General features: G+C 68.1%; 11 protein-coding genes. 1 reads left to right on the top strand and 10 read right to left on the bottom strand.

The annotated features are described in order from the left end of the window. Positions 1-604 precede the first annotated feature (604 nt). Genes ABD116_RS07565 through ABD116_RS07610 form a run of 10 tightly spaced genes read right to left on the bottom strand, consistent with a single transcriptional unit; the run spans position 605 to position 12298 of the window. Positions 605-1426 carry an HpcH/HpaI aldolase/citrate lyase family protein gene (locus ABD116_RS07565; protein WP_343966294.1) on the bottom strand — a complete coding sequence of 274 codons (822 nt, stop codon included), beginning with the start codon at positions 1424-1426 and terminating at the stop codon, positions 605-607. After that, entirely contained in the window at positions 1427-2614 is a 1188-nt protein-coding gene (locus ABD116_RS07570) for a CaiB/BaiF CoA transferase family protein (RefSeq protein WP_343966296.1), read from the bottom strand. It lies immediately after the preceding gene. A 16-nt stretch (positions 2615-2630) separates the two neighbouring features. Next, positions 2631-4619 carry an SUMF1/EgtB/PvdO family nonheme iron enzyme gene (locus tag ABD116_RS07575; RefSeq protein ID WP_343966299.1) on the bottom strand — a complete coding sequence of 663 codons (1989 nt, stop codon included), beginning with the start codon at positions 4617-4619 and terminating at the stop codon, positions 2631-2633. Beyond that, positions 4616-5500, bottom strand: a complete 885-nt coding sequence (locus ABD116_RS07580; RefSeq protein ID WP_343966301.1) for a ribokinase — start codon at positions 5498-5500, stop codon at positions 4616-4618. The genes ABD116_RS07575 and ABD116_RS07580 overlap by 4 nt, the downstream gene beginning before the upstream one ends. Then, positions 5493-7049: an ADP-ribosylglycohydrolase family protein gene (locus ABD116_RS07585; RefSeq protein ID WP_343966303.1), complete on the bottom strand. Its 1557-nt coding sequence runs from the start codon at positions 7047-7049 to the stop codon at positions 5493-5495. The genes ABD116_RS07580 and ABD116_RS07585 overlap by 8 nt, the downstream gene beginning before the upstream one ends. Then, positions 7046-8182: an ADP-ribosylglycohydrolase family protein gene (locus ABD116_RS07590; RefSeq protein WP_343966305.1), complete on the bottom strand. Its 1137-nt coding sequence runs from the start codon at positions 8180-8182 to the stop codon at positions 7046-7048. The genes ABD116_RS07585 and ABD116_RS07590 overlap by 4 nt, the downstream gene beginning before the upstream one ends. Beyond that, positions 8182-9465: an ABC transporter substrate-binding protein gene (locus ABD116_RS07595; protein ID WP_343966307.1), complete on the bottom strand. Its 1284-nt coding sequence runs from the start codon at positions 9463-9465 to the stop codon at positions 8182-8184. The genes ABD116_RS07590 and ABD116_RS07595 overlap by 1 nt, the downstream gene beginning before the upstream one ends. Positions 9466-9486: 21 nt before the next feature. Then, positions 9487-10320 carry a carbohydrate ABC transporter permease gene (locus tag ABD116_RS07600; protein WP_343966309.1) on the bottom strand — a complete coding sequence of 278 codons (834 nt, stop codon included), beginning with the start codon at positions 10318-10320 and terminating at the stop codon, positions 9487-9489. After that, a complete protein-coding gene (locus tag ABD116_RS07605) occupies positions 10317-11243 on the bottom strand; it encodes a carbohydrate ABC transporter permease (RefSeq protein ID WP_343966311.1) in 927 nt (308 codons plus the stop codon). The genes ABD116_RS07600 and ABD116_RS07605 overlap by 4 nt, the downstream gene beginning before the upstream one ends. Further along, positions 11240-12298 carry a LacI family DNA-binding transcriptional regulator gene (locus ABD116_RS07610; protein WP_343966313.1) on the bottom strand — a complete coding sequence of 353 codons (1059 nt, stop codon included), beginning with the start codon at positions 12296-12298 and terminating at the stop codon, positions 11240-11242. Before ABD116_RS07610 ends, ABD116_RS07605 begins: the two co-directional genes overlap by 4 nt. 202 nt (positions 12299-12500) lie before the next feature. On the opposite strand from ABD116_RS07610, the gene ABD116_RS07615 reads away from it, so the two are divergent. Beyond that, on the top strand, positions 12501-13640 hold the full coding sequence (locus tag ABD116_RS07615; RefSeq protein WP_343966315.1) for an LLM class flavin-dependent oxidoreductase: 1140 nt from the start codon (positions 12501-12503) through the stop codon (positions 13638-13640). Positions 13641-13933: the final 293 nt, after the last annotated feature.

Genomic DNA, 13933 nt, shown 5'->3' on the forward strand with positions numbered 1-13933 from the left:
GGGTGCCGGTGACGCGGTGGGCTAGCGGGTGCCGACGAGGCGGTAGGCCAGCGCGTGCCGCGCCAGGCGTTGGGCCGGCAGGCGCCGGCGAGGCGATCAGCCAGCCGATGCCGCAAGCACGTGGGCCAGCCCAGGCCCGCGACACGGTCGACCAGCGCATGCCGCGAGCAGGTGAGCTGGTAGGCCCAGCAGATGCTCGCAAGCCGGTAGGCCAGCGCGTGCCGCAGCCAGCGGGTGCCCATGAGGCGGAGGGCCGGCAGGTGCAGGCGAGGCGGAGGGCCAGCGCGTGCCCGCGAGGCGGAGGGCCGGCAGGTGCCGGTGACGCGGTGGGCTAGCGGGTCCGACGAGGCGGTGGGGAGATGGGCGAGTTGGCATGGGGTCAGAGCGGCGGGCGGAGTGGGCGACGCCGAAGTGGGCGGATTGGGCCACGCCGGGGTGGGCGGAGCGGGCCACGCCGAAGTGGGCGGAGCGGGCGAGGCCGGGGTGGGCGGAGTTGGGCGAGGCCGGGGTGGGCGGAGTTGGGCGAGGCCGGGGTGGGCGGAGTTGGGCGAGGCCGGGGTGGGCGGAGTTGGGCGAGGCCGGGGCGATGGTGGGTGGGCCGGGGTTAGCGGTCGATCTGGGTCATTAGGTTGGTGATTTCGCGGGCTCGGCCGAGCATGGCGGGGTCGGCCATTCGGCCGTCGGGGAGGACGATGACGCCGCCTTCGGTGAAGCCGGCCTTCTCGACGGCGGCCAGGAGGGCGGCGGCCTCGGCTACCTGGGTGGCTGAGGGTGTGAAGCACTCGATGATGGTTGGGAGTTGACGGGGGTGGATTGCGGTTCGCCCGACGAAACCTAGGGCGCGGCCGGCCAGCGATGTCCGGCGCAGGCCTTCCTCGTCGTCGACGTGTGGGTAGACCGACATCATCGGTGCGCCGAGGCCGGCGGCTCGTGAGGCTGAGACCAAACGACCGCGGGCCCACGCCAAGCCGTCCGGGCCGTCGACGCCCAGCGAACTCGCCAGGTCGGCTTCACCCAGGGCGACCGCGATCACCCGCGGATCGGCGGTCGCGATCTCGAACGCGCGCTCCAGCCCCAGCGGCGTCTCGATCAGCGCGGTGATCCTTGCCGAAGGCACCCGGTCCAGCACCCACCGGATGTCGTCGGCACTCTCCACCTTCGGCACCCGCACCCGAACAGCCGGTACTGCGGCCAGCGCCGCCAGATCGTCCTCGATCCACGGCGTGCCCGGCGCGTTGACCCGAACCTCGACCGGAGTCCGCCCGGTGAACGCCGCGATCCACGCGACCGCCCACCCCCGCGCAGCCACCTTGTCGTCGACCGGTACCGCATCCTCGAGATCGAACACCACCAGATCAGGGCCCGCAGCAACAGCCTTCCCAAACCGGTCCGGACGATTGGCCGGCACGTACAAAGCCGTCAGCACCTAAACAACTCCTGCCTCACGCAAAGCTGCCAATTGCTCAGGGGTAACGCCGATCTCGGCCAGGACGGCGTCGGTGTCGGCGCCGTGCGGTCGACCCGCCCAGCGGATCGAGCCGGGTGATTCGGAGAGCCGGAAGAGCACGTTCTGCATCTGGACCGGCCCGCCGAGCTCCTCGTCGTCCACCTCGACGATCGTGTTCAGCGCGGCGTACTGCGGATCCGCCACGATCCCGCGGATGTCGTGCACCGGCCCGACCGCCGCCTCGGCCTTCTCGAAGGCGACCATCACTTCATCCAGCGAGCGCTCCAAAATCCAGTTGCCCACGGCATCATCCAGCTCGTCCGCATGCTCAGCCCGCTCCCGGCCACTCCCGAACCACGGCTCAGCAACGAGATCCGGCCGACCGACCAGCGTCACCACCCGCTCAGCAATGCTCTGCGAGCTGGTCGAGACAGCCACCCACCGATCATCCGCGGTCCGGTACACATTGCGCGGCGCGTTGTTGGACGACCGGTTCCCCAGCCGCGGCTGCACGTATCCGGTCTGCTGGTACGCCGTAATGCCACCACCCAGCATCATCAGAATCGGCTCGATGATCGCCATGTCGATGACCTGCCCGGCCCCCGACTGATCGCGCTCTCTCAACGCAACCAGTACCGCGTAAGCCGTAGCAAGCGCCGTAATCCCATCCGCCAACCCGAACGGCGGCAAGGTCGGCGGCCCCTCCGGCTCCCCCGTCACCGCCGCGAACCCACTCATCGCCTCAGCCAACGACCCGAACCCCGGCCGGCGCGACCAAGGCCCGACCTGACCGAAAGCAGTCACCCGCGCGATCACCAACCGCGGATTCACCGACAGCAAGACGTCAGGCCCAAGCCCCCAGCGCTCCAACGTCCCCGGCCGGAAGTTCTCCACCAGTACGTCGTTGGCCCGAACCAAGGAAAGAAACACGTCCCGCCCCTGCGACAGATCAAGCGTCGCCAACCGCTTGTTCCGCCCGAGCGTCTTGAACCACAACCCGACGCCGTTCTTACTCGTCCCATGCCCACGGGCAGCATCCGGCCGCGACGGATGCTCGATCTTCGTCACATCCGCCCCGAAGTCACCGAGGAACGTCGCCGCCAGCGGTCCCGCGAACAGCGTCGCCGCCTCCAGCACCTTCACGCCTTCGAGCGGCGCCGGCCTCATCGAAATACTCCAGGTGTCATCCCGCGCACCGGAAACCGATGGTCTCCGACCGGTCCAGCCCGCCACCGGTGAGCACCAGCTTGAAGCTGACCTCCGGATCCTGCGGCCCGCCGTCGGCGTACCAATCGGAGCCCTCGGCAACGAAGTACGAGCCGCCCTTGAGAATGCAGAACCTGCTGCGCCCGTCGCGGTGCTCGCTCTCGGTCAGGTTCCAGACCAGCGGCTCAGAGCGGGTGAACCGGTCCAGTCCGGCCGCAACCTGCCACTCGTCCTCGGTCGGGAGCCGACCCCCACGCCAGGCCGCGTAGGCCCGCGCGTCCGGCAGATCGACGTACGTGACCGGCTGATCCTCCGTACCGGCGACAGGCGCGCCATCGACCCAGTGCGCGAGGAACCGATTCGCCACCTTCGGCTTGTATCCGGTCGCGCGAAGGAACTCCGCGTACTCCGCGTTGCTCACCTCGCGCACCGCCACCGACACCCCGGAGAGCGTCACCTGACGCGTGACCGTCTGGATGTCATGCAGCCGCGGAGGCAACGGCTTCCACTCCTCCACGTACGGCGCCTGGTCGTACAGCCCCGTCTCGCGCCGCCGGTGCCGAACCGTCAGCGAGTGCTCCCCAGCCGGCACCTCGACCACGTCACCCACAAACGCGCCAGAAACCTCCGGAACGGCAACCCGCACAGCCGGCGACATCGGGAACGCCGAATCCTTCACATGCGGCCGCGACATCGTCCCCAGCCGACGCGCGGTCGCCCGGCACTCCTGCCCGGCCGTCGCCCCGACGCGCACGATCCCAGCCACTCCACGCCCCGGTACGACGAGGTGCACCCCGTCGTCATCCGCCGTGATGGGCACGCCCGACGTCACGTCGTACCAGTCGCCGACCTGATCCTCCGAGCGCAGCACGATGCCCTCGAAGTCCTCGTCGTCGCGATTGATCAGCGTCCAGAAGGTGATGTCGGCCAACTCGAACCGCGACCCGAAGACGCCGTGCTCACGGGCCTTGTCGGGGATCTCCGGGGTTAGCGGGATCCAGTCGCCACCGATCAGTACCGGAGAGAACGCTCTCTGCGCCGCGACCATCCGGCGCAGCGTCGACCGGTCGCGGGCGTTCCAGCCGACCCACGCCGAGAACACCGACTCCCAGACCAGGATTCCGACACCGTTCACCCACGCGGACTGCAACTCATCGCTGTGATCGCGGTTCCAGCGGCGGGTGTGGTGCATCATGTGCCGGCGCTCGAACAGGTGCGCCCGCAGCACGCCGGGCGCCCGGGTGTCGGCGAACCATTGTGCCCAGGACAACGCGTGGTCGCTGATCCTTGCCAACGGCAACCGTGACTCGCCTTCGAAGGCGATCGCCGGGTTTGCCCGCTTGAGCGGCCGGGTGAAAGCCGGGTCAGCCTCCTTCAACGTGTCGAGAAAGGCGCCGTCAGCACCGAACTCGGCAACCAGGGCAGCGAATTCGTCCCCATCCGGCCGCCCGGCACGACGGGTGCCGACATCCCACGGGTTGTAGTCGAAGAACACCTTCAGCCCGAGGTCATGCAGCTTCGAGACCAGCTCCCGAAGGCCCGGCACGTCGCGATAGAAGTCGAACTGGTTGCGCGAGTCGATCCCGATCACCGGGTACGCGTGCCAGAGCACCACCGCGTCGTACCCGCCGAAGTCGTCGATCCCGTGCTGGACGAACTTCTCCGGCGTGAAGACGCCCGCGTCGACGTCGTACAGCTGGTCGTCCCAGAGCCAGACGAGCGCCACCGAGTACGCCGTCTGGGTCCACTCGCGACCGGGCACCTCGTAGTGCAGGCCGCCGTCGTACGCCGTCCGGTCGTAGGCGCCCATCAGCCACTCGGCCAGCTTGCCGCGCCAGCGGGGCAGGTCGGTCGGGTCGTCGGGGGCGCCGAGGATCTTGGCGTCGTCGAGGAAGGCCAGATCGGCACGCAGGCCGAGATCGACCCTCGCGGGCTGATCGATCGGCCTGGGCTCGAGGGGGTTCACAGGTATACCTCCGCAAGGCGCGCGTCGATTGCTTCCCCGTGAGGCACCGAAGGGATCGCCCCCGCGGTCTGAACACTCAATGAAGCAGCAACGTTAGCGCGTCGGACCGCATTCGTCAGGTCGCGGGGTGTAGTTGACTCGGCAGCCAACGTCGCGGCGAGCACCCCGCAGAAGGTGTCCCCGGCGGCGGTGGTGTCGACGACCTCGACCGACACGCCCGGGATACGAATTTCCGCGGCATCCCGGGACAGAATCACCGCTCCGTCGGCGCCGAGCGTCACCACGGCGGCCGGTACCCGGGTGAGCAGGTCGTTGAAGTCCTTGCCGGCGATCGCCTCGGCCTCGATCTCGTTGACCACCAGGAGGTCGACGTGGGCGAGCAGCTCGTCGGACAGGTCGGTCGCGGGGGCCGCGTTGAGGATGAAGTACGCACTCTCTTCGGCGGCCGCCTGGACCGTGGAGAGCGGGATCTCGAGCTGGGAAAGGACGATTTTCGCTTGGCTGATTCCGGTCGATGCCTCGGCGGACAGCTTCAGGTCGGCGTTCGCGGAGGGGGCGACGACGATCGAGTTCTCGCCGTCGGCGGCGACGGTGATGATCGCCGTACCGGTCGGGCTGCCGGAGGTGGAGACGAGCGAGAGGTCTACTCCGGAGCTTTCGAGCGCTTCGCGGAGCAGCGCGCCGCCGTCGTCCGCGCCGAGCGAGGCGACGAACGAGGTCGAGGCGCCTGCGCGGGCCGCGGCGACCGCCTGGTTGGCGCCCTTGCCGCCCGGGCCGCGGGTCAGATCACTCGCCAGCAGCGTCTCGCCGGGCCGTGGGATCCGCTGGACCGCCAGCACCAGGTCCACATTCGCGCTCCCCACGACTACGACCTCAGCCACGCCCCTCCACCTTCCCTCCCGCCACCGACTGCCCATCCACCTGTACTACGCCCGCCTGCACCCCGTCTGCCGGTGCTACGCCTTCCTGTACCCCGTCTGGCCGTGCTGCCACCGTCTGCGCTGCCACCGTGCGCGCGGCGAGGTCGGTGATCGCCACCTGGTTCATGCCGGGCAGGCTGGTTGCCAGCCGGTTGTCGAGTGGTTCGGACCACTCTGCCGGAACGCCGAGCACCGCGCCAAGCACCGCACCCACCGTCGCGCCGGCCGAATCCGTGTCCCAGCCGCCCATCACCGCACGCCCGATCCCGGTCGCGAAGTCAGGCGCCGTCAACGCATACGCGGTCAGCGCCGAGTTGTTCACCGAGTGCACCCAATGCAGGTGCCCGTACTCCGCGTGCAACGCGTCCAACGCATCATCCAGAGGTGTCTCAGCCAGCCCCAACCCAAATCGCACGGCCTTAGCCAACTCGCTCGCGGGGTCAACCACCCCCAGCCCCGCCTCGGCAACCTCAACCGGATCGTCGAGCACCATCGCCGCAGCCGACATCGCCGCCACCCACAGCGCCCCATCCACTCCCGCGCCCGTATGACTCAACCGAGCATCCGCCAACGCCAACCGAGCCGCCGCCGTCCGATCCCCCGGCCGCACCCACCCGTAAACATCCGTCCGAATCTGAGCCCCGATCCACTCCCGGAACGGATTCCTGACGAGCGCCGCCCGCCCCGGCTCTACCCCGTCCAGCAAGTTCCTGTACGCCACCCGCTCAGCCGTAAACACCCGCCCAGCCGGCAGATCACTCAGCCAAGCCGCCGCCACATCCTCGGTCGACAACTCATCCCCATGCCGCTCCACCAGCTGCAACGCGAGGATCGCAAAATTCAGATCATCATCCTCAGGCATCCCGTCGATGACCTCCCGCAAGCTGGTCGGCTTCGACCGCCGATTCCAAGGCCACCGCCCCAACACCTCCGCAGGCACCCCCACCGCGGTGATGTACTCCGCCAGCGGCCACTGCCCCGAGCTCTGCAGAATCTCCCGAATCCCCTCCCGAGGAATCTTCTCCACAGGCTTACCCAACAAGTTCCCAGCAGCCCGCCCCAACCAAGCCTGCAACACCCGCCCACTCGCCGGCTGCGCCGTCTCGCGGGCGGCGGCTGAGAAGTGCGCGCTGAGGGAGGGGTCATCGCCCTGCGGCGAGCTGGCACGGCCTACGGCGCTTCGCGCCGTGGCCGGAGCTGCGGAGCTCTCGGCGCCCGCTCCCCCGCGACCGCGGGGCGCGCGCTGCGCGCTGCTCAGCAGGGGAAGCTGCGGGATCTCGGGAGCGATCCAGCCCGCGAAGCGGGTGTCCAGTTCGTCGAGTAGTTCGCGGGCGAGGGCTCGCAGCTCGGGGGCGGCGGGGTTGTCGGAGGCGCCGGAGACCGGGGCTTCCGTAGTACCGCCTGCGGCGACCCACCGGGCGGTGATGTCGGTGACGTTTACGCCTTCGGTGGTGGATTGGACCAGTTGGTGCGGGAGGAGGTCCTCTGGTTGCACCCAGGTCAGTCTCATGTGGTCAGTCTCTCCAGCGTTTCGGTGCGGTGGGCGAAGCGGCGCGCGTCGGACAGGTGGAGTTCGAGCGCTACGGAGGCCATCACCCGTCCTGGTTGCTCCAGGTCTGTCTTGCTCGCTTCGGCGATCGTCGACGCCCACTCGGCCGGTACGCCGGCTGCGCCGCTCAGTGCACCCGTGATCGCCCCCGCCATCGACGCGATCGAGTCGGCGTCGCGTCCGTAGTTGGTGCCGCCCAACACGGCTTCCCGAACATCCCCACCCGAGACGAGCACGAAACCCAGCGCGACCGGCAATTCCTCGATCGCCTTCGTCCGACTCGGCCGCCGCGCGTCGAGCGACTGGTTCCGGTACTCCGGTCCGACCGTGTCGAACGGCTCGACCGCTGCCCGCAGTACCGGAATCGCCGACTCCCAGTCGGTCAATCCAGACGCCGCCTCAGCCACCGCCTCGACGGCCGCCCGCGTCCCATCCTTGGCCAGCTCCAACGCAGCCGCGACAGCCGACGAAGCCGTTGCCCCAGGCATCATTGCCGCCGCGACCGCAGCCGCCAGCACCCCAGCCGCCTCACGCCCATAGCTCGACTGATGCGCCCCAGCCAGGTCGATCGCCTCCGCATAGGCCCCAGCCGGGTCCCCCGCGTTGGCGATCCCGACCGGCGCCACATACATCGCCGCCCCACAGTTGACGATGTTCCCGACCCCTGCCTCACGCGGATCGACATGCCCGTAATGCAGCCGCGCCACCAGCCACTTCTCCGCCAGGAACACCCGCTGCAACAGCAACGCCTCGGTCTCCAGCTCCGGAATCCAGCGCTTCTCCGTCAGCAACTTCGGCACCAGCGACTCCGCGATCGAGTACGCGTCGAGATGCGTCCGCAACTCGTCGTACACCTCGACCAGCGCATGCGTCATCAACGTGTCGTCGGTGATGTGCCCATCGCCCTTGTGGTACGGCGCGATCGGCCGCGCGTTGCGCCAATCGTCGTACCACGGACCGACGATGCCCGTCACCCAGCCGCCGTGCCGTTCCCGGATCGCCTCCGGGGTCCAGCCCTCGACGGCACCACCGATCGCGTCACCGACCGCCGACCCGACGAGGACTCCCACTGACTTCTCTTCGAGCACCGACATCAGCTGTTGACCTGCCCCCAGCCATCGCTCAGCTTCTTGCCCAGGGCATCCAGATCGATCTTGTTCGCGAGGAACTCCTGCAGCGCCGGAGTCGCGATCTGGTCCTTCCACTTCGGGTAGTTCTCCACGCTCTGGAACGGCGCCTTGGTCAGCTCCTCGCCGCTGGCCAGCGTCTGGGTCCAGCCGTCCTTGCCGCCGGTCGCCTTCTCGATCGCGTCCCGGGCCGCCTTCGTGGTCGGGATCAGCCAGTCGCCCTGCCCGACCGCGGCCAGGTTGTCGGCCTTCATGAAGTAGTCGATGAACTGCGCGGCCTGCTTGACGTGCTTGCCCTCGGCCGGCACCGACAGCGTCTGCGGGTTCGCGGCCTGCTTCTCCGACGTGCCCTTCAGCGGCGGCAGTACCTCCCACTGGAAGCCCTTCGGTGCCTGCTCGACGATCTGCTGGGCCGCATAGTTGCCGCCGACGATCATCGCGTACTTGCCACCGAAGAAGCCCGGCAGCACGTCCGACCCGCTCTGGGTCAGCGACGTCGGGTCGATCGACTTGTCGGTGTAGGCCATCGCGTGGATCCGCTTCGGCACCTCGAGCTCGGCGTCCCCGATCTTCGCCTTCGCGTCCCGCCCGGAGCCCTCGAAGAAGGCGCCGTCGAAGTTCATCCCGAGGTTCAGCACGGTCGCGGTCGGACTCTTCAGACCCCAGCCGAGCCCGTACTTCCCGCCGGCCGTCAGCTTCTTCGCGTTGGCCTGCAGGTCATCCCAGCTGAGCGAGTCGCCCGTCGTCGCGATCCCGGCCCGCTTGAGCAGCGCCGAGTTGCCGAACACGACGTACGACTGGAGCAGCGTCGGCGCGGCGACCACCTTGCCGTTGACGGTCACCGTGTCCCAGACACCCTGTGAGACGGCGTCCTTCGTCTCCTGACTCAGGTACTGCGAGAGATCGGCGAGGTACCCCTGGTTCGCGAACCCGGTGATGTCGGCCGACTCGTCCTGGATCACGTCCGGCGCGGTCGACCCCTGGAACTGGGTGACCAGCTGGTCGTGCACCGAGTCCCAGCTGCCCTGGACGTACTCGACCTGGATGTTCGGGTTGGCCGCGTTCCAGTCCGCGACGATCTTCTTGGTCGCGGCGACGGTCGTCTTCTGGAAGGCCAGACTCTGGAACTTCAGCGTCACCTTCTCCGTCGACCCGCTGTCACCGGAGCCGGAGCCGGAATCGCTGTCGCCACAAGCCGCAAGCGTCACCAGAGCGCTTGCCGCCAGCAACGCGGTCACTAACTTTTTCATTGCATCTCCTCAGGGGAAAACTCAGCCTTTTACAGCGCCGGACAGCAGGCCGGAGGTCAACCGGCGCTGCAGGAAAGCGAAGAACACCAGACTCGGTACGGTGGCCAGGACGGACGCCGCCGCGAGTGGCCCGAACTGGACCTGGCCCTCGGCCCCGACGAACCGGGCGAGCACCAGCGGCAGCGTCTTCAGTTGCGGGTCCTGCAACAGGACCAGGGCGAAGAAGAACTCGTTCCACGCCGAGATGAAGGTGAACATGGCGGTCGCGATCAGCCCCGGCCGCAGCAACGGCATCACGATCGACACGATGGTCCGGACCCGGCTCGCGCCGTCGACCGAGGCCGCCTCCTCCAGCTCGCGCGGCACCGCGGCGACGTACCCCTGCAGCATCCACAGCGCGAACGGCATCGACCAGACCATGTAGACGATCACCACGCCGGGGATCGTGTTGGTCAGGTGCAGCGGCCGCAGGATCATGAACAGCGGGATCACGATCAGGATCACCGGGAACACCTGGCTGACCAGGATCCAGCCGTTCGTGATCGGCCGGAGCCGGCTGCGGAACCGCGCGAGCGCGTAGGCGACCGGCAGCGAGACGACCAGGACGAGCACGGTCGACGCGACCGAGATCTGCAGGCTGTTCCACATCGAGTGGACCAGGCCCTGCTCTGTCAGCGCATCGGTGTAGTTGGACAGATCCGGGTGCTTCGGGAGAATCGACGGGGTGATGCTCGCGAACTCCCTCGGCGACTTCAGCGAACTCGAGAGCAGCCAGAACAGCGGGAACGCCAGGAAGACCAGGTAGCAGATCACCGCGACGTACTGTGCCGCGCGGGCGGCGGGACGCGTCCTCATGCCTCGCTCCTCAACCGGTTCCGCAAGTAGAACGCGAGGAACACGATGATGATCACGACCATCACGTCACCCATCGCCGCGGCCATCCCGAAGTTCCCGTACCGGAACGCCTCGTTGTACGCGAACAGCATCGGCAGCATGGTCTTGCCGCCCGGCCCGCCGGCGGTGAGCACGTAGACCAGGCCGAACGAGTTGAAGTTCCAGATCATGTCCAGGCTGGTGATCGCGACGATCACCGTCTTGAGCTGGGGCAGCGTGATGTTCCAGAACTGCGACCACGCACCCGCGCCGTCGACCGCGGCAGCCTCGTAGAGGGAGCGGTCGATGCCCTGGAGTCCGGCCAGCAGAGTGACCGTCGTCATCGGCATGCCGACCCAGATACCGACGACGATCACGGCCGGCAGCGCGGTACTGAAGTCGCCGAGGAAGTTGATCGGGTGGTCGGTCAGGTGCAGCTTCTGGAGGATCTCGTTGACCGGGCCGTTGGTCGGGTGCAGCAGCAGTCGCCACATGATCGCGACGACCACCGGCGGCATCGCCCACGGGATCAGCGCGAGCGTGCGCGCGACACCACGGAAGCGCAGGTTGGTGTTCAGCAGCAAGGCCAGTCCGAGCGCGGCGACGAACTGCAGGATCGTCACCGAGAGCGTCCAGATCAGCCCGATCTTGAACGAGTCCCAGAACAGCCCGTTGTGCAGCAGCTTGCCGAAGTTGCCGAGCCCGATGAAGTTCGTGTCGACGTTCAGCCCCGCGCGAGCGTCGGTGAACCCGAGCGCGATCCCGCGGATCAGCGGATAGACACTCAGCAACAGAACCGGCAGCAACGCCGGCAGGAACAGAAAGATCGCTTCCCTGTTCTGCTTCGGCCGACCGCTCTTGGGAGCCTGCTGCTCCGGGGTCGCGGTCAGGGTCGCGGCACTCATGGCGTCGACTTCCGCACACTCAGAGTCGGCTGTACGACGATCCGCCGCGGCGCGCGCGTGTCGTCATCGATCCTTGCCAACAGCAACTCAGCAGCCCGCCGGCCACGTTCAGCAGACCCGAGATTGACACTGGTCAACGGCGGAAAACACTGCTCCGCCAGCTCACTGTCGTCCATCCCGATCACCGCAACGTCATCCGGTACGACGAGCTCCCGCGCCGCCAGCTCATGCATGATGCCGACAGCAAGCAAATCGTTCGCGGCAATCACCGCATCAAGCCGGCCACCCCGCGCCTCCGCGCCGGGCCGACCGCCTCGCGCCTCCGCGCCGGAGCCGCGCACACCAATGTCCAGCCCGGACAGCAGTTCCACCCCGGCTTCGCGGCCGGCCGCGAAGGTGAAGTCCACTGCCTCCACCTCGGCCACCGCCCGCAGCCCGCTCGCCTTCATCGCATCGGCGAAACCCTTGGCCCGTGCCGTTCCAGGCACCGTGTCCACCGGACCGTTCACGAACGCGATCCGCTTCCGGCCAGTCGCGAGCAGATGCTCGACCGCCAGCAACATCCCCTTCGGAGAGTTCGCCCGCACAGTGTCGACACCGGCAGAGGCCGGCACGTTACCGGCGACGACCACCGGCACATCGCACTCGCGGATCGACTTGATCAGGTCGTCGTCCACTCGCAGCGGGCTGATCACCAGCCCATCGGCGTACCCGCGAGCCATCCCCCGGACCAGCGCGACCTCGTCGACGACATCCGGTCCGGTTGTCGTCACCACCAGCCGATACCCAGCCGCCGAAACGACCTCCTCGACCGCGCGCATCATCGTCACGTAGACCGGGTTACCGACGTCGGCCACCGCCAGTGTCAGCTGGAAGGTCCGCCCGACCTTGAGCGACCGCGCCCGCGCGTCAGGCACATACCCGAGCTCCTCGACCGCGCGCTGGACCCGCTCGACCATCTCCCCGGTCGCGGGCAGCCCGTTCAGCACCCGCGACACCGAAGCCACCGAAACTCCGGCGGCCCGAGCCACTCCCGCGATCGTCGGCCGGCTCACGCAGCCTCCTGTAATCGTTCTTGTAATCGTTTACAGCGCCGACTTTAAGACCCCTTCCGAGGCTCCGTCAACACCGGACCACCAGTCACCTGGTCTGTACTCCGGGCAACCACCGCCGCCCGCCATCCGAGACGCCCCCAGCGCCCTCTGCTATGTCAACTAATCTCATGAACTTAGTAGCCCATTGCCCAGGAGCAGCCCGATGACTCTGACCTTTCACTGGTTCCTGCCGACCTCCGGCGACTCGCGCAACATCACCGGCGGCGGGCACGGCGCCGACGTCGTGCACCGCGACCGGCGGGTGACGACTCGATACCTCCGGCAGATCGTCACCGCGGCAGAGGAGCTCGGCTTCGAGGGCGCGCTCACGCCGACCGGACTGTGGTGCGACGACGCCTGGCTCTCGACGGCTTCGTTGCTCGATTCAACGGATCGGCTGAAGTTCCTGGTCGCGTTCCGGCCCGGGCTGATGTCACCGACGCTGGCCGCGCAGATGGCGACGACCTTCCAGAACCAGTCCGGCGGACGGCTGCTGCTCAACGTGGTGACCGGCGGCGAACCGGCCGAGCAGAAAGCGTTCGGGGACTTCCTGAGCAAGGACGAGCGCTACCGGCGTACGGACGAATTCCTGGCCATCGTGCGCAGACTGTGGGAGCACGGCGAGCCGTTCGACTTCCGGGGCGAGCACCTGCGGGTCGAGCAGGCCCGGCTGGTGTCGGTGCCGGATCCCGTGCCGCAGATCTACTTCGGCGGCTCGTCGGCCGCCGCCGGTCCCGTGGCGGCTGCCCGCAGCGACGTGTACCTGACCTGGGGCGAGCCGCCCGCCGCGGTCGCCGAGAAGCTCGGCTGGATCCGCAAACTGGCCGCCGAAGCAGGTCGTACCATGCGCTTCGGCATCCGCTTGCACGTCATCACTCGAGACACCTCCGAGGATGCGTGGCGCGAAGCCCGCCGCCTCCTCGCAGCCCTCCCGCCCGAGACGATCGCCAAGGTCCAGGCCGGCCTGCACAAGAGCGAATCCGAGGGCCAGAAGCGCATGCTCTCCCTGCACGGCGGCTCCGCCGAAGACCTGGAGATCTACCCCAACCTATGGGCCGGCGTCGGCCTCGCCCGCGGCGGCGCCGGCACCGCCCTGGTAGGCAGCCACGAAGAAGTCGCCGACCGCATCAAGGAGTACGCCGCCCTAGGCATCGAAGAATTCATCCTCTCCGGCTACCCCCACCTGGAGGAGGCCTACTGGTTCGGCGAATCAGTACTCCCCCACCTCGAACGCAACAACCTCTGGACCCACCCCGCCGGCAACCTCCAACCACCCGACAACGCAGTACCCTTCGCCGTCTAACCCCCTCAACCCCAGCACCAGCGAGATCGAACACCACCCAGCGACCTCGCCCCCCAACCAGCGGGCTCGACCACCATCCGGCGACTCGAACACCAACCGGTGACCTCGGACACCAACCGCTGACCTTGGACACCAACCGGCGACCTTGAACACCAAATAGCGTGTCCACGCCCGCCATCCGATGTTCAAGCCCACCACTGGCGGGCTTGAACAGATGGCGCTGGGCTTGAACAGGTGGCGGTGGGCTTGGACAGGTGGCGGTGGGCTTGAACATCAAGCGGCGACCTTGAACA

The organism is Kribbella koreensis (assembly GCF_039525325.1).
Classification (GTDB): domain Bacteria; phylum Actinomycetota; class Actinomycetes; order Propionibacteriales; family Kribbellaceae; genus Kribbella; species Kribbella koreensis.